Origin of the sequence: Brotaphodocola sp. (assembly GCF_050873065.1) — a bacterium.
In the GTDB taxonomy this organism is placed as follows: domain Bacteria; phylum Bacillota; class Clostridia; order Lachnospirales; family Lachnospiraceae; genus Brotaphodocola.
Genome location: NZ_JBNMIC010000019.1, coordinates 33,670 through 50,851, shown reverse-complemented (window position 1 = coordinate 50,851; position 17,182 = coordinate 33,670). Strand labels below are relative to the sequence as shown.

Here is a 17,182-nt window from a genome sequence, read left to right as displayed (position 1 = left end):
TTCTCCTCTGCCACCACGCACTGATGGCGGAAGTCTCCGCCACCCCGAAACCCGGACTTGTGGACCAGCACGACAGCGGGGCACACTCGGACATGGATTTCGACACCTTCGCGGCAAGTTCCGATGCCATTGCACCGTGGATCACACGAATGTTCGAGACCGGACTTTTCTGGCCAAATCCAAATGGAGACGGACTCTTTCCAGCCATCCGCACCCTCGGAATCGAGGCAGAGAAAGCAATGTTTGAGGCGACAGGCGGCGTCAACACGCACAAGGGAATGATTTTCTCGATGGGAATCATCGCCGCAGCTGCCGGTTTTCTCTTCGCAAAGACACAGCACTTTGACGCAGAAGCGATTCTTGAGACTTCCGGACGTCTCTGCCGGGATCTTCTCGAAGAAGATTTCCAAAAAATTGACAAAAAAAATCCCCGCACACACGGGGAAATTCTTTATGTCCGATTCGGTGTGAAGGGAATCCGCGGGGAAGCCGCCAAAGGTTTTCCCTCGATCCGGGAGATTGCCCTTCCGGCACTGCGCCGTTTTTCCGATCCAGAACTTACAGAGCAGGCGTGGGAAGCCTTTGCGGAAGTCTACCCGAATGGTCCAACTGGCACTCTCATAATCCCGGGTCCTCCTCCATTTTGTCCAGATCAGGTAAATGATCAGGCAGACTATGTATTTGGCGATCGTATTGATCTTTCCGGTGACTCCTATGACTTCAACGCGCTTCAAAATGCCGCACGCTTAAATACCCTGCTTTCCCTGATGGCCGAAGTCGACGACACGAACGTCCTGATCCGGACCGGCCCGGAGATGCTCCTCTACGAGAAGGAGGCTGCAAAGCGCATCCTTGATCTCGGCGGGGCTTTTACCAGGCAGGGTCTCTCAGAACTGTCTCTCTTAAATGAGGAATTCATCCGCCTCCACTTAAGTCCGGGCGGATGTGCAGACCTGCTCGCCGTCACAATCCTGCTTCACGATTTGGAGAACCTCTCATAAAAAAGAGTTGCTGTGAATCTTACTCACTTCTGAGTGCATCGATCGGGTTCAGCTTTGAGGCACGGCTTGCCGGCATGTAACCGAACAGCAGTCCGATTCCGACGGAGACCGCAAACGATACCGCAATCGCGGAGAACGTCGGGGTCGACTGAAACGTCGTGTTGAACTTGTTGATCAGAACAATCACTCCGCAGCCAATCACAATTCCGATCACTCCGCCGATCGAGCTTGTCACAGCCGCCTCAATCACAAACTGCTGCAGGATCACACTTCTTCTCGCGCCGAGTGCCTTCCGGATACCGATCTCGCGGGTTCTCTCCGTGACGGACACAAGCATGATATTCATGACGCCGACACCGGCCACGAGAAGCGAGATGCCTGCGATTCCACCGAGTCCGACCGACGCCGTCGTCACAAGCGAATTGATCTCATCGAGCATATCGCTCGTCGCCTCAACGGTGTACAGATCCTCATTTTTCATCTTCTCGTAGAGGAAATTTTTGAGTGCAGTCTTGCACTCGGACACCTGATCGAGATCATTCACCGTGATGATGTAGTTGTTTACGTAAGCATTTCTCGCCAGTTTTGTCGCGCAGGTGTACGGAATCCAGACGAAATCATCTGTACCGCCTTCACTCAGTTCCTCCTTGTTCTGCTGTTCGATGACACCGACAATTGTGAATGCGGTTCCATTGATCTTGATGGTCTCCCCGCACGCCTTCTCCGCGCCCCCGTAAAGCTCATTTGCCACATACATTCCGACCACACAGACTTTGTGGCGCGCCGACATATCGATATACTGAAGCCCACGCCCGTACTCGAGATCCCAGTCCTTGATCTCCTGGTAATCCTCGCTGACACCGGTAATGCTCGTCGAGTCAAGCGAATCATTTCCATTCTTTGCAACTCCGCGGATCGAAATCGTCGGAGTCATGCTCTTAAACAGTTCTGTATTCTCATCGTAAAACTCATACATCTCATCCACGCTGACATTTCGCGATGGCAGATTGATGATGTTGAGCGTAATCTGATCGACTCCAAGGCTTGAAAAACTCTCTGTCATGTAGGAGAGATAACCGCTGACAACGCTGACAAGAATAATCACGGCGGACACGCCGATGATGATTCCAAGCATTGTCAGAAACGAACGCATTTTGTTGCCCCAGATACTCTTAATCGCCAGCTTAAATGATTGCTGCATAATCTTCCACGTCTCCGTCAAAATTAATTTTTCCATCCATGATCCGCACAACGCGCTTTGCCTCAACGGCGATGGAATTGTCATGGGTAATCATCACAATCGTGTTTCCCTCAGAGTGAAGTTCCTTGAGGAAGTTGAGCACCTCCCGGCTCGTTCTCGAGTCGAGAGCTCCAGTCGGCTCATCTGCGAGAATCAGCGACGGATCTCCCGCGAGGGCTCTCGCAATCGAAACTCGCTGCTGCTGACCTCCGGAGAGCTGCTTGGGAAGATTGCGCCACTTGTCCGCAAGTCCGACCCGCTCAAGCTGGCGCATCGCCCGCTCTGCTCTCTCCTCCTTCGGCACTTTCGCATACAGAAGAGGCAGTTCCACATTCTCGAGAAGATTCGACTTTGGGAGCAGATTGTACTGCTGAAAGATGAATCCGATCATCCGGTTTCTTATATCTGCGAGCTGGTCATCGCTCATCTGGGCGACATCCTCGCCGCCGAGCCGGTAGCTTCCGGAAGTCGGGACATCGAGCGCCCCGATGATGTTCATCAGCGTCGACTTTCCGCTTCCCGATTTTCCGACGATCGCGACGAACTCGCCCCGGTTGATCGTCAGGGAGATCCCGTCGTTTGCACGCACCTCCTCGGATCCCATCTGATAGATCTTGTAGATGTCTTTTAACTCAATTAGTGGCTCTCCCATCTCATCCTCCCCTTTTTCTTTTCTGAATGGATATTCTGCGTATCACGCAGGCTTACGGCATTCCGCCGCCTCCGCGCTGGCCACCGCCACCGCTGTTACCGCCCGGGCCTCCACCAGGACCGCCCATTCCGCCTCCGGGGCCGCCCATCTGGAACATGTCTGTGCTCTTTCCAGACGACTCCTCGACGTAAACCGTATCTCCCTCGGAGACACCGCTCCTGATCTCGACAAAATCATCGTTGCTGAGTCCGACCTCGACCTCGACCGCCTTGAAGCCTGCCGGAACTCCGCCTTTCTGAGGCGTATTGGAAGTATCTGCGGAATCATCCTTGACGTAGACGCGGTTTCCGCGCATCAATGCTCCTGACGGAACCATCAGCGCATCCTTAGACTCCCCGACTGTGATCACACCGTCGACATTCATGCCCGGAAGAAGCACCCCGTTCGCATCGGAGTCGAGCGTTACCGTGACCGGATAGTTCGTGACACCGTTTGACTGACTTCCCTTGAGACTGACATTTGTGACCGTTCCACTGAATGTGCGGTCGCTGTACGCATCGGCAGTCACGGAAACCGACTGGCCAACCGCAACACTCGAGATATCCATCTCATCGACGGACATCTCAAATGTCAGCTCCGACATATCATAGATCGTCGCGAGGGAAGTATCCGAGCTTCCGGAATTTCGGGTGATCTTGTCGCCGACCTTGACACTCTTTGTGATGATCTGTCCGGAAATCGGTGCCGTGATCGTGTAGTTGTCGACGTTGTCCTGCGTACTGTCAAGACTCGACTGTGCCTGTTCCACCTGTGCCTTTGCCGAGTCCACAGAATCCTCAAAACTCTGCAGGATATCCTGCACATCCTTGCTCTTGATCTTAAAGATCGGCGTGCCGGCCGTCACATAGTCTCCCTCATGGACGAGCATGCTCTCAATCTCAACACTTCCGTTGACACCGGAAAGGCTTGCCGCCATTGTCGTGTCAGTCGCCGCACTGAATGTCGCTTCCCCGCTTCCGAGAAACTCTCCGACCGCAACCGTTGCCGTGTACTGGGAGCTGAGTCCGCCCGGATTTTCAACTTCTACCGTCACATAGCGCACCATGCGTCCCCCGTCAAGCACCTCATCCATGTTGCTGACGGCAGTCACCGTTCCAGTGATCTGCTCTCCGGTGTCAGTCAGAGTCACCACTGCCTGTGCACCCTCCGCGATCGAAGCCGCCTCCGTCGAGAGAAACGGAACCTTGATCTTCATCGTCTGATCGTTATAAATCGAGGCGAGAACCGTGTTGTTCGAGACCTTGTCTCCTGCCTCCACATTCAGCGACTTGATAAATCCTGTGCGCGTCGACTTGTAAGTGTCTCCGCTGTAATCGCTCACCGCCTCATTGTAATCATCAAGCGCCTCCTGATACTTCTTATTTGCGCGCTCAAGCGAATTCTGGGAAGAACTCAGCTGGGAATTTACGGAAGAAGCGTCGATGCGGTAGAGCACCTGTCCCTTCTCAACCTGATCGCCCTCCTCAAAATTTGCCTCCACAACCTCGCCCTCGACGAGAGAGGTGATCTCATAGGTATCCTTTGCAGAGATCGTTCCGGAAGAAGAGAGAGAGGAAATCAGATCTCCCTTTGTGACCTCCGCCGTATTCTTGTTTCCCGCATCCGCGCTTGCCATCCTCGCCTGCTTCTTCTGGTTCTGCATATAGAAGGCCCCGCCTGCGACGGCAACCACAAGGATTCCCGCGACAATCCATTTCTTTTTTCCGGATTTTCTCGGAGTTTTCTTTGTCCCCGCATCCGGACTCTTCTTTGTCAGTCTGTCTGTCAGCTTTTTCAACATCTCTATCTCTCCTGTCAGTCTTCTACATAATCAACAATCGTGTACGTCGCATCTCCGTTTGAATTCACTGTCTTCTCACAGATCAGCGTCACGGTATCGCCCACACGCAGCGAACCATAGATTGAAAATGCAAACTGCATCTGAGAATTTGTCAATTTGTACTCATTGTCATCCCCGTCAAGCGTGATCGAGGTCGGTGTCATCACATCACTCGAACTGTAATAAATATTTTCGACCGTTCCCCGGATTGCGCAGCGCCCGCTCTGGATCTCATCCGCCGAGTCCGCAACATACGCCCAGATCGTCTTCGCCGTCGTGTTGTAGTAGACGACAACATAACCATTCGAGATATGCTGTTTGAGGATCTCATAACTCGACGCTTCGCCGTCGATGAAGATACTCGCCTGCTGGACGTTGAACGGAATGTAATTTCCGAGCACACTGCCCTTCGGAATCAGCTTCGGTCCCTTTAAGTCGGTGTCTGCAAGTCCCATCGGATTGACCTCTCCGTCCGAGTTCAGCTCACAGCCAAGCACGGTCGCATATGCCTTACCGGTCGTCTTGCTGTCAGTCTTTAAGAGATTGTAAAACAGATTGATGCAGTCCTGACGATTCAGGATCTCCGTCTGCTGACGATCCACCTCATCATTGAGTTCAAGGCTGTAATACATCGCCATCCGCGCTCCGACGGTATTCGTCGCAAAATCCTCATTCGTGTATCCGAGAAGGGCGAGAAGACCTCTGACCGCCTCCTGAAGGGTGATCGCCTGATCCGGCTTGAACTGTCCGCCCAGATAGCCGACCATCCACTGTTTCTCCGCTGCCATCCGAATGCTTGAGGCATAGGTGTGTGTCGCAGGGACATCGGAGTACACGGAGACATTGCTCGTGCTCGTCAGATAATCCCGGTAAGTCGATGCCTTCACAAGCATCTGAGCAAATTCTCCTCTGGTCACCGATGTCGCAAGATCACTGCTCACACTCATGATTCCAGCAATGCCGACTACCTTTCTGCGGTAGTCCATGTTGTTGTCTGCTGCCTGCGCAATTCCGGGCAGAACGGCTGATGTCGCTGTCACAATCGCCATAGCCGCCGCGATCTTTCCCCTTTTTCTCATAATCTTTTTCAAACTCCTCTCTGATGTTAAAGTAATCATAATAGAAGTTTGTGTTCATTTTGTGTTTAGAATGTGTCGGAATTGCGAGTTTTTTGCCTGTTCCGATCAAAGATCCTTTCAAAAATCACATCTCTGCAAATCACCCCGATGCCATCCTATCAGATGCACATGCACATCTTTTCCCATAAAATAAAAAAATCCGTCACACGAGACTTCACTCATGCACGGACAATCAGAACTTAAACTATTTTATTTTTAGCGTGTTACCAGGATCATCAGGATGGAAGAACAAGCGTCTCAATCGCATATGCCACTCCGTCATCTGCATTTGAGCGCGTCTGGCAGCGCGCAGTCTTCTTTGCGAGCTCCATTCCGTTTGCCATCGCAAGCGTGTAGCCGAGCGGGAGTTCAAGCATCGATCTGTCATTCTCACTGTCCCCGACCGCAAGGATCTCTTTCATCTTGATTCCATGGCTCTCAGCATATTTTAACAGGGCAATCCCCTTCTGCGCCGACGAGTTCGTGATCTCCAGATTTGTCTCATCCGAGGAGACAACCGCAAACGAGGGATCTTTCCGCAGGGTCTGTCTGACTCTCTCTAAGGCACTGCCATCCTCACTCATCACGGACATCTTGAAAAATTCAAGATCTCTGCAAAACAGCTCTTCCTCCGGGATAAAGCAAAAGCGGCTCTCAATGATCTCAAACGAAATTCCGCCCGCCATCGGAAGAAGGATTCCATCCGCAAATCCCTTGCGAAATTCTTCTCTTGTGCTGATCGTCACGCTTCCCTCATTTGTCATAAAGTCAAACAGCATCCCCGGCTCTCTGCACGCGAGAACGGTTTTCACCTGTTCATAAGAAAGTTCCTGCTTAAAAATTGGCGTTCCCGTCCTGTCGCAGACCGCTGCACCGTTCATGCAGATCACATCACAGTCAATTGCCTGCTCCGCGAGCGGCCGTCTCGCATCCTCGTAACCGCGGCCTGTGCAGACAACAAACTCACAGCCTGACGCTCTCATCTGCCGGATTGTCTGCGCCGTCCGATCCGAGATTCTTCCATCCCGTCCCAGTAAAGTTCCATCCATATCTGATGCCACCAATCGAATCATTTATCATTCCTCCTTTTTCGCTCCCTGTGTACAGTAACCTGTTTTCAACGCAGGGACTTTGTTTTCAACTTTTCCTCTTTTTCTTTGTTCTTCTTTATTCTACAAAGTCTTTGTAAAATCAAAAAGAAGCATCCTGTAAAATCATCGTAAATGATTCGATTTCACAGAATGCTTCTCTGAATTATTCTTTTATTCTTTGGCGCTACCGTTACGCTTACGCAACTTTACACCTTACTCATTCAAAAGGTTGTAATCCTCAATCGACTTGTTGATCTGGTCTGCGATTGTCTTCACAACATCCTCCGGGTTTTCGTTCTTGTTGATCATATTCTCAATCTCCGTCTCCACGATCGTGCGGGCCTCCGGGAAGACACTTAAGAGAGCGCCGGCAGACTCCGGAGTCGAATCATGGAGCTGATCGATTGCCGTCTCAAACTGCGGATATTTCTCCAAATTTTCCTTGAAGACCGGCTCCTCGTGTGCAGTCACCGTCACCGGGAAATATCCGGTCTGCGCATTCCAGTATGCCTGACTCTCCGGGGATACCAAAAACTTTACAAACTCCCAGACTGCTGCCTGCTTCTCTTCATCCTCATTGTTCAGTGCCCACAGGGATGCTCCTCCGATGGAGACACCGCCCTGATCAGACTCAGAAACTTTCGGGAAGTATGCAGTTCCGACCTCAAATTTTCCGTTGACATCGTTGAGAACCTGCTTTAAGGATGCGGTGGAACCAAGGGTCATCGCAGACTTTCCTGAGCTGAAATCGGCAAGACCTGCATCTCCTCCGCGTCCCACATTCGGAGCATATCCCTTATCGGCAAGGGACTTCCACGCCGTCAGTGTATTCAGGGCTGCACCGTTAGAGTCGAACTCCACTGCAGTCGCCGCACCCTCGCGGCCATTTCCATTGTCAACGTAATTTTTGCCCTGCTTTGCCGTGAACTGCTCAAAGAACCATCCATAAATTCCAAGAGAGATTGCCTCTCCTGCGCCGCCCTTTGTGATCAGATCTTCACTGACTGCCTCGATCCCCGGCAGGCTGTCCGGAATCTCTGTGATTCCTGCCTTCTCAAACATATCTTTGTTGTAATAGAGAATCGGTGTGGAAGAGTTGAATGGCATGGAGTACAGCTTGTTATCCACGGTATAATATGCCGCAATATTCGGCTCAATCTGAGTCGCATCCCATCCATCTGCATCGATCAGATCCTGCATCGGGATCACCCAGCCGGAATCGATCATAAAGCGGGTTCCGATGTCATAGATCTGCACGAGATCTGCCCCCATATTTCCGATCTGCGCACTCTTTAACTTATTGATCGCATCGTCGTAGCTGCCCTGATACTGCGCATCTACCTTGATATTTTTGGTGTTCTCTTCATTAAACTTCTTGACGAGATAATCGATCGCCTCGCCGTTGACACCACCCATCGAATGCCAGAACGTGATTGTCTGTCCCTCCCCCGAAGCATTTCCGGCTGACTCTGATTTGGAATCTGCCGCCGCACTCGAGGCTGCCGCACTTGCAGTGGACTCTGTTCCCGCAGAATCTGCCGTGTTTGAAGTCTCCCCGCTCTTTCCACAGGCACTCACGCCCGCAGTCATCAGCACAGCCATCACGGCTGCCATCGCTCTCTTTGTCTTCTTTAACTTCATTTTTTTGTTTCCTCCATTCCATTCGGCCTTGCACTTGACCAGATTTCTTCCGGTCTTTGCAAGTTCATTTTTATCTCTATTAACTTAGCTTTAACTTCTCTATCTTCAACAGGTCCTCCCCCACGCGGACCTGAGAATATGCAGCAACTCTCTGTTTTCGCTATCCCTTGACCGCTCCGGAGAACATTCCGCGGATCAGCTGTTTCTGTCCGATGATAAAGATTGAGATCGACGGGACGATGATCATGACAACGCCCGCAATCATCAGCGTGATCGACTGGGAGTCCACGCTGTCGAGCATACCGATTCCGATCTGTACGGTACGGTAAGTGGAAGAACCGGTCACAAGAAGCGGCCACATATACATATTCCACGCATTGATGAACGTGTAAACTGCCATCGCTCCGATCGCTGATTTTGTCAGAGGAATCAGGATCTGAAAGATAAAGCGCAGATTGGAGCATCCATCCATCTTTGCGGACTCATAAAGCGAGATCGGGAAACTCATGTAAAACTGCCGAAACAGAAAGATTCCCATCGCGGATGTCAGATACGGCACAATGAGTACCGGGTAGGAATCGAGCCAGCCGAGTTTGCTGACTGTCAGGTAATTCGAGATAATCGTCGCCTCTCCCGGAATCATCATTGTCGCCATCACAATCATAAACAGCACCTGTTTTCCCTTAAATTTTAAGAAGGAAAAGGAGAAAGCTGCCAGGGAGCAGGAAATGATCTGCCCGATCGTGATACATCCTGCCACGAGAAAGGAGTTTATCACAAAACGAATCAGAGGTACTTTCACGAGCGCCTGGCGAAAATTTTCAAGTGTCGGCTGTCTCGGAATCAGATTCATCTCCGTCGTGAAAAGCTCGCTCGACGGCATGAATGCGACGCTGAACGCGTACAGCAGCGGGAGCAGAATCAGGAACGCAACGATCGTGTTGAGCCCGATCAGGATTCCTTTTCTCAAATTTTTCTTTGCCGCTGCCCGCCGGTTTGCCTCCATCTGCATGTCTCTAATCTGTCCGGCGTCTAAACCTTCTCTCATCACTGTCAGTTCCTGTCTGCTCATCAGTACGAACCCCCTTTCTTCTCTGCCCGGAACATGAGGAGGGTCAGCGCCATGATAATCAGAAACAGAATCACAGACTGCGCTGCCGCACTTCCGAAGCGATAGTTAAAAAATGCATCCCGGTAAATCGAATACACAATCAGGTTTGTGGACTCTCCGGGGCCTCCCTGCGTCAACACCTTCACCTGTCCGAATGACTGGAATGCCTGAATGATATTGACCACAAGCGTATAAAACATGATCGGGCTGAGTCCCGGAAGAGTCAGGCGGAAAAACTTCTGCACTGCATTTGCCCCGTCCACCGATGCACGCTCATAAATACTCTCATCAATGTTGCTGAGTCCCGCAGAAAAATACAGGAAATTGATTCCGCTGTTGAGCCAGGCCGTCAGGATTGCCACGCACACCAGTGCATACCTCTGATCGTTGATCCAGTTGATATTGAGTCCCAGAATCTTATTTACAATTCCGATTGACGGATGAAGCATGATCTTGAAAATCATTGCCGCCGAGCTTGATGCAATCGCCATCGGAAGCGCATAAGCTGTGCTGAAAATCCGGATTCCCGGAAATGCCTGATTACACAGAACCGCCCCGAGAAGCCCAAGCGCCATGCCTCCGGCCACAACAATCAGAACAAAAATTGCGGTGACCACCAGACTGTTGTAGAAAGACGGCGAGGTCAGAAGGTCCACATAGTTTCCCGCTCCGACAAAGAGTTTTGCCTCTCCCATCTTGTTCGTCTTATACAGACTCAGATAAATCGTCTTGAAAAATGGATAAAACAGAAATACTCCAAAAATCAGCATCGACGGAATCAGATATCCGTATGCCCCGAGATTTCTTTTCTCTTTTTTCGTCTCCATGATGTTCCTCTTTTCTTCCTCTCATCGCTTCAGACTCAGGTACAAAAGGTTCTCCCCGGTCTGCGCATCAAACAGTTTGATTTTTGTCATATCCGGAACAAGGGCGATCGTCTCACCCGGTCTCGTCCCGCACGACGGATCCAGTTTGACGCACGCATTCTCTCCCGCAATCTCCCCGTGAAGCAGAACCTCGGCGCCAAGTCCTTCTCTGACCATCACCTTCATCTGAAGTTCTCCGCCCGTCTGCCCCGCACTCTCAGACATTTCCTTTTTTCTGTGCAGATCCTCCGGCCGGATTCCAAGAATCAGCTCTTTTCCAAATCCACCCTGGTCCTTGATCCTTTTCGCAAGCAGTGCCGGTATCGCAAGACGGCTCTCTCCGGCCTGCAAAAAGTAATTTCCATTCTCCACACCGGAGCGAACCGGCAGAAAATTCATCGACGGAGATCCGATAAAGCCTGCGACAAACTGATTCACCGGATTGTTATAGATCTCATTCGGAGAGGCGATCTGCTGAATCTCGCCCTCTTTCATCACCACAATCCGGTCTGCAAGTGTCATCGCCTCGACCTGGTCGTGCGTGACATAGACGATGGTTGAAGAAAATCTTCTGTGAATCTTTGCAAGCTCCTCGCGCATCTGGCTTCTGAGCTTTGCGTCGAGATTGGAGAGAGGCTCATCCATCAACAGAAGTTTCGGCTCCCGCACAAGCACACTTCCGATCGCAACTCTCTGCTTCTGGCCTCCCGACAATGCCGCCGGTCTGCGGTCCAGCAGGTGATCGATCTGAAGCATCCTTGCCGTCTCTCTTACTTTCCGGTCAATCTCCGAGCGCTCCACTTTATGCACTCTGAGGCCAAACGCCATATTTTCATAGACACTCATATAAGGATACAGCGCATAATTCTGAAAAACCATCGAGAGTTCCCGCTGACCCGGTTCCAGAAAATTTGCAAGCTGACCGTCAATCCACAGTTCCCCGGAGCTGATCTCCTCAAGCCCTGCAATCATGCGCATGGTTGTGGATTTTCCGCATCCGGAAGGTCCGACAAAAATGATAAACTCCCCGTCCCGGATATCCAGATTGAACCGTTTCACCGCCTGGAATCCGTTGGGATACGTCTTCTCCACATTTACCAACGATACATTTGCCATTTGATTTTTCTCGTCTCCTTCATTTCGTTCTTCCATTTTGTATACAATATTATTTTATGGAGACTTTGTAAAATCAAAAAGAAGCATCCTGTAAAATCATTGTAAATGATCTCACAGAATGCTTCTCTATTTTCATATACGGCCTTTATTTCCGGGTAAAGTTTCCCTCCTGAAAGTCTGGCTTTTCTTACAGGTTTTTCCTACAGACTCTCTGCGCGCTCAATGATCTGGCGCTTGAAATTGATGACCTCATGCTTGTATTCACTGTCCATGAAGGAGGAAGTGATCATAAAATCCGCGGTTGCCTTATTGATTGCCATCGGGATGTCATAGACCTGTGCGATTCGCATCAGCGCCTTCACATCCGGATCATGCGGCTGTGCGGTCAGCGGGTCGGAAAAGAATACCACAAAGTCAATTCGTCCTTCCACAATCTTGGCACCGATCTGCTGATCTCCTCCAAGAGGACCGCTGTTGTATCCCTTGACCGTAAGTCCGGTATGCTCGGTGATCATTCTCGCCGTCGTTCCGGTTCCGCACAGGTTATGCTTTGCCAGCACATCCTGATGCTCCCGACACCAGTCAATCAGCTTTGCCTTCTCATTGTCATGCGCAATCAGAGCAATATTTTTCTTTTTTCCAATCTTAAAAGTAACATATGCCTCTGCCATTCTTTCTCTCTCCTGTCTCTCTAAGAATTTTTGAATGCAAGGAACTCTCCCTGAGCAAACATTCTTTCCCGTCTTCCTCTCGCTCAAGCGATCGGCGCAGAAATCAAGCGACCTCTCACAGGTAAAAATCTTTGCTCTCCGTCTCAGCATAGCACAGGTAAAAAGCCAGAACAAGCAAATTTTCTGTAAACTTTTATGGACATTTTTGTTTCTATTTATGCAGGCAATGTGTGGACAGAAACCATTTTTGAAACATGGGATAGCTTTTGCTCTGCTTAATTTTCTCCCTCAGTCTCCACCTCATCACCTTCAGCCTCGTCAGCAGACTCCTCCTTCGGCATCATCATCGACTCAATCAGGGCCCAGATCTCCTCTCTTCCCTGCTTCGTCTCCGCGGAGAACGGGATCACAAGTCCCTCTTTCGGAATTCCGAGTCCCTCTCTGACCATCTTTACATGCTTCTGGATCTGACTGCGCTTGAGCTTATCGAGTTTTGTTGCGATGATGACCGGATGGTAGCCGTTTGAGACTACCCAGTCATACATCAGTTTATCGTTCTCGGACGGCTCATGGCGGATATCAATCAGAAGGAAGACACACCGAAGCATCGGGGACTTCTGAAGATAACGCTCAATCATCTTTCCCCACTTTGCTTTGACCTCCACGGACACCTTTGCATATCCGTATCCCGGAAGATCGACGTAGTAGAGCGCATCGTTGATGTTGTAGAAGTTGATCGTCTGGGTCTTTCCCGGCTGAGAGGAAGTTCTCGCGAGAGACTTTCGGTTCATCAGCGCATTGATCAGGGAAGATTTTCCGACATTCGACTTTCCTGCAAAGGCAAACTCCGGGTTCTCATTCTCCGGAAGTTTGCTCGTGATTCCGCAAACGGTCTCAAGTTCTGCTTTTTTGATAATCATTCTGCTTTCTCCTCCTGCGGTTCTGCAAACGCCTCTTTCACGACATCCTCCATCGTCTTCACAAACACAATCTTCAGTCCATCCGTGATCTCTGCGGAAAGCTCTGCGATATCCGGGCGGTTCTTATCCGGCACAAGCACCGTCTTCATGTGTGCCATCTTTGCTGCAAGGATCTTCTCCTTGAGACCGCCGATCGGCAGAACGCGCCCGCGCAGGGTGATCTCTCCGGTCATTGCGACACTTGCCTTGACCTTGCGGTCTATCACAGCGGAGAGCATTGCGGTCGCCATCGTGATTCCCGCGGACGGGCCATCCTTCGGCACAGCACCTTCCGGGATGTGGATGTGCATATCATGTTTTGCAAAATAATCGTCTGCAACCTCATACTTCGGGCAGATCGAGCGGACAAAGGTCAGCGCCGTCTGTGCGGACTCCTTCATCACATCTCCGAGCTGTCCGGTCAGTTTCAGTTCTCCTTTGCCCGGCATCACATTGACTTCAATCTGAAGCGTATCGCCTCCGACACTTGTCCATGCAAGACCGCGCACAATTCCGACCTCATCGGTCTCATTGGCATCCTCATAAGTGATCTTCTCTTTTCCGAGATAGCGCTCAAGATCTTTCTCCGTCACGGAAATCACCTGATCCCGGTTGTCGAGGAATTCTCTCGCCGCTTTCCGGCAGATGTCACCGATCCGGCGCTCCAGATTTCGCACTCCCGCCTCTCGTGTGTAGTTGTGGATGATCTTTCTGAGGGCGTCATCGCTGACTGTAAGCTCTTTCTCAGTCAGTCCGTTCTTCTCAAGCTGCTTTCCGAGCAGATAATCTTTTGCGATGTGGAATTTCTCATTCTCCGTGTAACTGTTGACCTCGATGACTTCCATACGGTCAAGCAGAGGTCCCGGAATCGTCTGCGTCGTGTTTGCCGTCGCAATGAAGAGCACGTTGGACAAATCAATCGGCACCTCGACATAGTGATCGCGGAATTTCACATTCTGCTCACCGTCGAGAACCTCGAGGAGCGCAGAGGAAGTATCTCCCTTGTAATCACTGCTGACTTTGTCGATCTCATCGAGAAGCATCAGCGGATTGGAGACTCCTGCCTGGCGCAGACCATCGACGAGACGGCCCGGCATTGCTCCGACATACGTCTTTCTGTGACCGCGGATCTCTGCCTCATCGCGGACACCGCCGAGACTGATGCGCACATACTTCTTGTTCAGCGCACGCGCAACAGAGCGGGCGATCGAGGTCTTTCCGGTTCCTGGCGGTCCGACGAGACAGATGATCGGGCTGCTTCCCTTTTTCGTCAGCACGCGGACTGCAAGATACTCAAGAATTCTCTCTTTTACCTTCTCGAGTCCATAGTGATCGGCATTCAAGATCTCCTCCGCATGGTGGATGTCGTTATTGTCACGAGACATCTTGTTCCACGGAAGTTCGAGAAGTGTCTCCACATATGTACGAAGCACATTTGCCTCCTGGCTTCCACCCGGCATATTGCGGAAACGGTCAAGTTCTTTCTTTAATTTCTCCTTGACTTCCTTGTTTGCCTTCAAAGCTTTGATCTGCTTCTCATATTCATCTGCATCCGAGATCGGATCCTCGCCGAGTTCCTCGCGGATAATCTTCATCTGCTCTCTGAGAATGTAATCCTTCTGATTTTTGTCAATGCTCTCTTTTACCTTCTGCTGGAATTCCCGGCGAATCTCGGCAATCTCCACCTCATTTGCAAGGTTCTTCACGAGAACACCGTATCGTCCCTCCGCATTCATCGCCTCAAGGTATTCCTGACGAACGACGTATTCCCACGGCAGTTCGCTTGCGAGACGGGTCATTAACGGCTCAAGATCCTTCATTGCGAGAAGACCCGGAAGAATCTCCTTTGCAAATTTTGCGTGCTGATGGCTGTACGCCTCCGTCTTCTCCTTCAGTACACGGAGCATCGCCTGCTCCACAACATACTCCGGCGCTTCCTCCGGCTCAGTTTCCATAATCTCACCGACAAGCATCGGCTCTGTCTGGTCAAGTGCAAGGAGTTCCACTTTCTCCTGACCGTCAACCATTACGCGGACAATTCCGCCCGGCATCTTGACAAGCTGTTTGATCAGCGCCACGGTTCCGATGTGATAGAGCTGCTCAAGTGTCGGATCCTGATCCTCCGGATCTCTCTGGGTCACCAGACAGATCTTCTGGTCGCCCACCATTGCCTTTTCCACAGCGGCGATGGACTTTGGCCGGCTGATATCGAAGCTGACCGTCATATGAGGAAGAACCGTCAGCCCACGCAGGGCAATCACCGGCATCGTCATTATCGTATCTTCCATATTTTATCTTTTCTCCGTTATCTTTCTATCTTTCTTTGTTTCTATATTTCCTGCAGATCTATAAAATCTTTCCATACATACAAGAAAGGATGTACCTTTCCTGTCAAAAATCCCTCATGAAAACAGGTTTCCATGATATAAGAATGGGCCGTCGCAAGAGAGCAGACTCGGTTTCGCCGACGGATCTACTCTGCAACAGCCCCTTCATACCGGCAGACCGACTTATGCGATCTCACCTGATTTTTCTTTTTTGATTCTCTGAGACATGTTCTTGCGCGGTACATTCGTATCACGGTATACCAGTTCCGGTTCTCCGGTCCGGTCGATCACATCTTTTGTGATGGTGCAGATTCCAACATTGTTGTCAGACGGAATCTCATACATCAGATCCATCATCGCACCTTCCATAATGGAGCGCAGACCTCTTGCTCCGGTCTTTCTCTCCACTGCAAATTTTGCAACTTCCTCGAGTGCTTCCGGTGTGAACTCCAGTTTCACATCGTCTAACTCAAACAGCTTCTGATACTGCTTGATCAGTGCATTCTTCGGCTCGGAAAGAATCCGTACCAGCGCCTGTTCGTCGAGCAGATCCAGAGAAACCGTGATCGGAACACGTCCGATAAACTCCGGAATCAGTCCGAATTTCACGAGATCCTGCGGCTCTACCTTCTTGAGCAGTTCGTCGATGTCTGCCTTGTTCTTCTCCACGATCTCCGCATTGAAACCGATGGAACCGGCGCTCAGACGGCTCTCAATGATCTTCTCAAGGCCATCAAACGCACCACCGCAGATGAACAGGATATTGGTCGTATCGATCTGCAGAAGCTCCTGATGCGGATGCTTTCTTCCTCCCTGAGGCGGAACACTTGCAACCGTTCCCTCGAGAATTTTCAAGAGTGCCTGCTGAACTCCCTCGCCGGAAACATCTCTGGTGATAGAAACGTTCTCCGACTTTTTTGTGATCTTATCGATCTCATCAATGTAAATGATACCGTACTGTGCCCGGTCGATATCGTAATCTGCTGCCTGAATCAGTTTCAGAAGAATGTTCTCCACGTCCTCACCGACATATCCTGCCTCCGTCAGTGCGGTCGCATCTGCAATCGCAAACGGCACGTTCAGAATTTTCGCCAGTGTCTGTGCCAGATAGGTCTTTCCGGAACCGGTCGGTCCGAGAAGAAGAATGTTGCTCTTCTGTACATCCACATCCATGTTCTTGCCGGATGTGATTCTCTTGTAATGGTTGTACACGGCAACAGACAGCACTTTCTTTGCGGCATCCTGTCCAATGACATACTCATCAAGGAACTCCTTGATCTCCTTCGGCTTGAGCAGGTTGATGCTGCTTAAATCCAGTCCCGCATTGTCATGCTCGTCAAATTCTTCTTCCAGAATCTCCGCGCAAAGGTCAATACACTCATCGCAGATAAACACATTGTTGGAACCCGCAATCAGCTTCTTTACCTGATCCTGAGTCTTTCCGCAAAACGAGCATCTGACTCTGTCATCTGTTCTGTTGGGCATATCGCTACACCTCTATCCTTTCCTT

At 50.7% G+C, this 17,182-nt stretch carries 14 protein-coding genes; 1 reads left to right on the top strand and 13 read right to left on the bottom strand.

Going from position 1 to position 17,182, the window contains the following annotated elements; genetic code table 11:
• Positions 1-1,001: triphosphoribosyl-dephospho-CoA synthase (locus ACR0QE_RS07000; RefSeq protein WP_432627651.1), on the top strand; the 1,001-nt coding region annotated here is incomplete at its 5' end.
• A gap of 19 nt (positions 1,002-1,020) precedes the next feature.
• On the opposite strand, the gene ACR0QE_RS06995 is transcribed toward ACR0QE_RS07000, so the two are convergent.
• The 13 genes from ACR0QE_RS06995 to clpX form a co-directional block, all read right to left on the bottom strand.
• Positions 1,021-2,202 (bottom strand): ABC transporter permease, encoded by a 1,182-nt coding sequence (locus ACR0QE_RS06995; RefSeq protein ID WP_432627650.1) that lies wholly within the window; start codon positions 2,200-2,202, stop codon positions 1,021-1,023.
• Complete coding sequence (locus ACR0QE_RS06990) at positions 2,186-2,893, bottom strand: ABC transporter ATP-binding protein (protein ID WP_432627649.1); 708 nt, start codon at positions 2,891-2,893, stop codon at positions 2,186-2,188. Before ACR0QE_RS06990 ends, ACR0QE_RS06995 begins: the two co-directional genes overlap by 17 nt.
• A gap of 52 nt (positions 2,894-2,945) precedes the next feature.
• Positions 2,946-4,733 (bottom strand): efflux RND transporter periplasmic adaptor subunit, encoded by a 1,788-nt coding sequence (locus tag ACR0QE_RS06985; protein ID WP_432627647.1) that lies wholly within the window; start codon positions 4,731-4,733, stop codon positions 2,946-2,948.
• Positions 4,734-4,747: 14 nt separating this feature from the next.
• A complete protein-coding gene (locus ACR0QE_RS06980; protein ID WP_432627646.1) occupies positions 4,748-5,851 on the bottom strand; it encodes an S-layer homology domain-containing protein in 1,104 nt (367 codons plus the stop codon).
• A gap of 275 nt (positions 5,852-6,126) precedes the next feature.
• Positions 6,127-6,963, bottom strand: a complete 837-nt coding sequence (locus ACR0QE_RS06975) for a Cof-type HAD-IIB family hydrolase (protein ID WP_432627645.1) — start codon at positions 6,961-6,963, stop codon at positions 6,127-6,129.
• A gap of 231 nt (positions 6,964-7,194) precedes the next feature.
• Positions 7,195-8,622 carry an ABC transporter substrate-binding protein gene (locus ACR0QE_RS06970; RefSeq protein WP_432627644.1) on the bottom strand — a complete coding sequence of 476 codons (1,428 nt, stop codon included), beginning with the start codon at positions 8,620-8,622 and terminating at the stop codon, positions 7,195-7,197.
• A 160-nt stretch (positions 8,623-8,782) separates the two neighbouring features.
• Positions 8,783-9,694 carry a carbohydrate ABC transporter permease gene (locus ACR0QE_RS06965; RefSeq protein ID WP_432627643.1) on the bottom strand — a complete coding sequence of 304 codons (912 nt, stop codon included), beginning with the start codon at positions 9,692-9,694 and terminating at the stop codon, positions 8,783-8,785.
• Entirely contained in the window at positions 9,694-10,560 is an 867-nt protein-coding gene (locus ACR0QE_RS06960) for a carbohydrate ABC transporter permease (protein WP_432627642.1), read from the bottom strand. Before ACR0QE_RS06960 ends, ACR0QE_RS06965 begins: the two co-directional genes overlap by 1 nt.
• 21 nt (positions 10,561-10,581) lie before the next feature.
• Positions 10,582-11,715 carry an ABC transporter ATP-binding protein gene (locus ACR0QE_RS06955; protein ID WP_432627641.1) on the bottom strand — a complete coding sequence of 378 codons (1,134 nt, stop codon included), beginning with the start codon at positions 11,713-11,715 and terminating at the stop codon, positions 10,582-10,584.
• A 200-nt stretch (positions 11,716-11,915) separates the two neighbouring features.
• Positions 11,916-12,386, bottom strand: a complete 471-nt coding sequence (locus ACR0QE_RS06950; protein ID WP_432627640.1) for a methylglyoxal synthase — start codon at positions 12,384-12,386, stop codon at positions 11,916-11,918.
• A 275-nt stretch (positions 12,387-12,661) separates the two neighbouring features.
• Complete coding sequence (yihA, locus tag ACR0QE_RS06945; RefSeq protein ID WP_432627639.1) at positions 12,662-13,306, bottom strand: ribosome biogenesis GTP-binding protein YihA/YsxC; 645 nt, start codon at positions 13,304-13,306, stop codon at positions 12,662-12,664.
• On the bottom strand, positions 13,303-15,633 hold the full coding sequence (gene lon / locus ACR0QE_RS06940) for an endopeptidase La (RefSeq protein ID WP_432627638.1): 2,331 nt from the start codon (positions 15,631-15,633) through the stop codon (positions 13,303-13,305). The genes yihA and lon overlap by 4 nt, the downstream gene beginning before the upstream one ends.
• A gap of 222 nt (positions 15,634-15,855) precedes the next feature.
• On the bottom strand, positions 15,856-17,157 hold the full coding sequence (gene clpX / locus ACR0QE_RS06935) for an ATP-dependent Clp protease ATP-binding subunit ClpX (RefSeq protein WP_432627636.1): 1,302 nt from the start codon (positions 17,155-17,157) through the stop codon (positions 15,856-15,858).
• Positions 17,158-17,182: the final 25 nt, after the last annotated feature.

Excerpts from the sequence above, each read along its gene's own strand:
- ACR0QE_RS06980 (WP_432627646.1), bottom strand. The coding sequence starts at position 5,851 with ATGAGAAAAAGGGGAAAGATCGCGGCGGCTATGGCGATTGTGACAGCG.
- ACR0QE_RS06985 (WP_432627647.1), bottom strand. The coding sequence starts at position 4,733 with ATGTTGAAAAAGCTGACAGACAGACTGACAAAGAAGAGTCCGGATGCG.
- ACR0QE_RS06950 (WP_432627640.1), bottom strand. The coding sequence starts at position 12,386 with ATGGCAGAGGCATATGTTACTTTTAAGATTGGAAAAAAGAAAAATATT.
- ACR0QE_RS06955 (WP_432627641.1), bottom strand. The coding sequence starts at position 11,715 with ATGGCAAATGTATCGTTGGTAAATGTGGAGAAGACGTATCCCAACGGA.
- ACR0QE_RS06970 (WP_432627644.1), bottom strand. The coding sequence starts at position 8,622 with ATGAAGTTAAAGAAGACAAAGAGAGCGATGGCAGCCGTGATGGCTGTG.
- ACR0QE_RS06965 (WP_432627643.1), bottom strand. The coding sequence starts at position 9,694 with ATGAGCAGACAGGAACTGACAGTGATGAGAGAAGGTTTAGACGCCGGA.
- ACR0QE_RS06995 (WP_432627650.1), bottom strand. The coding sequence starts at position 2,202 with ATGCAGCAATCATTTAAGCTGGCGATTAAGAGTATCTGGGGCAACAAA.
- ACR0QE_RS06990 (WP_432627649.1), bottom strand. The coding sequence starts at position 2,893 with ATGGGAGAGCCACTAATTGAGTTAAAAGACATCTACAAGATCTATCAG.
- yihA (WP_432627639.1), bottom strand. The coding sequence starts at position 13,306 with ATGATTATCAAAAAAGCAGAACTTGAGACCGTTTGCGGAATCACGAGC.
- lon (WP_432627638.1), bottom strand. The coding sequence starts at position 15,633 with ATGGAAGATACGATAATGACGATGCCGGTGATTGCCCTGCGTGGGCTG.
- ACR0QE_RS06975 (WP_432627645.1), bottom strand. The coding sequence starts at position 6,963 with ATGATTCGATTGGTGGCATCAGATATGGATGGAACTTTACTGGGACGG.
- ACR0QE_RS06960 (WP_432627642.1), bottom strand. The coding sequence starts at position 10,560 with ATGGAGACGAAAAAAGAGAAAAGAAATCTCGGGGCATACGGATATCTG.
- clpX (WP_432627636.1), bottom strand. The coding sequence starts at position 17,157 with ATGCCCAACAGAACAGATGACAGAGTCAGATGCTCGTTTTGCGGAAAG.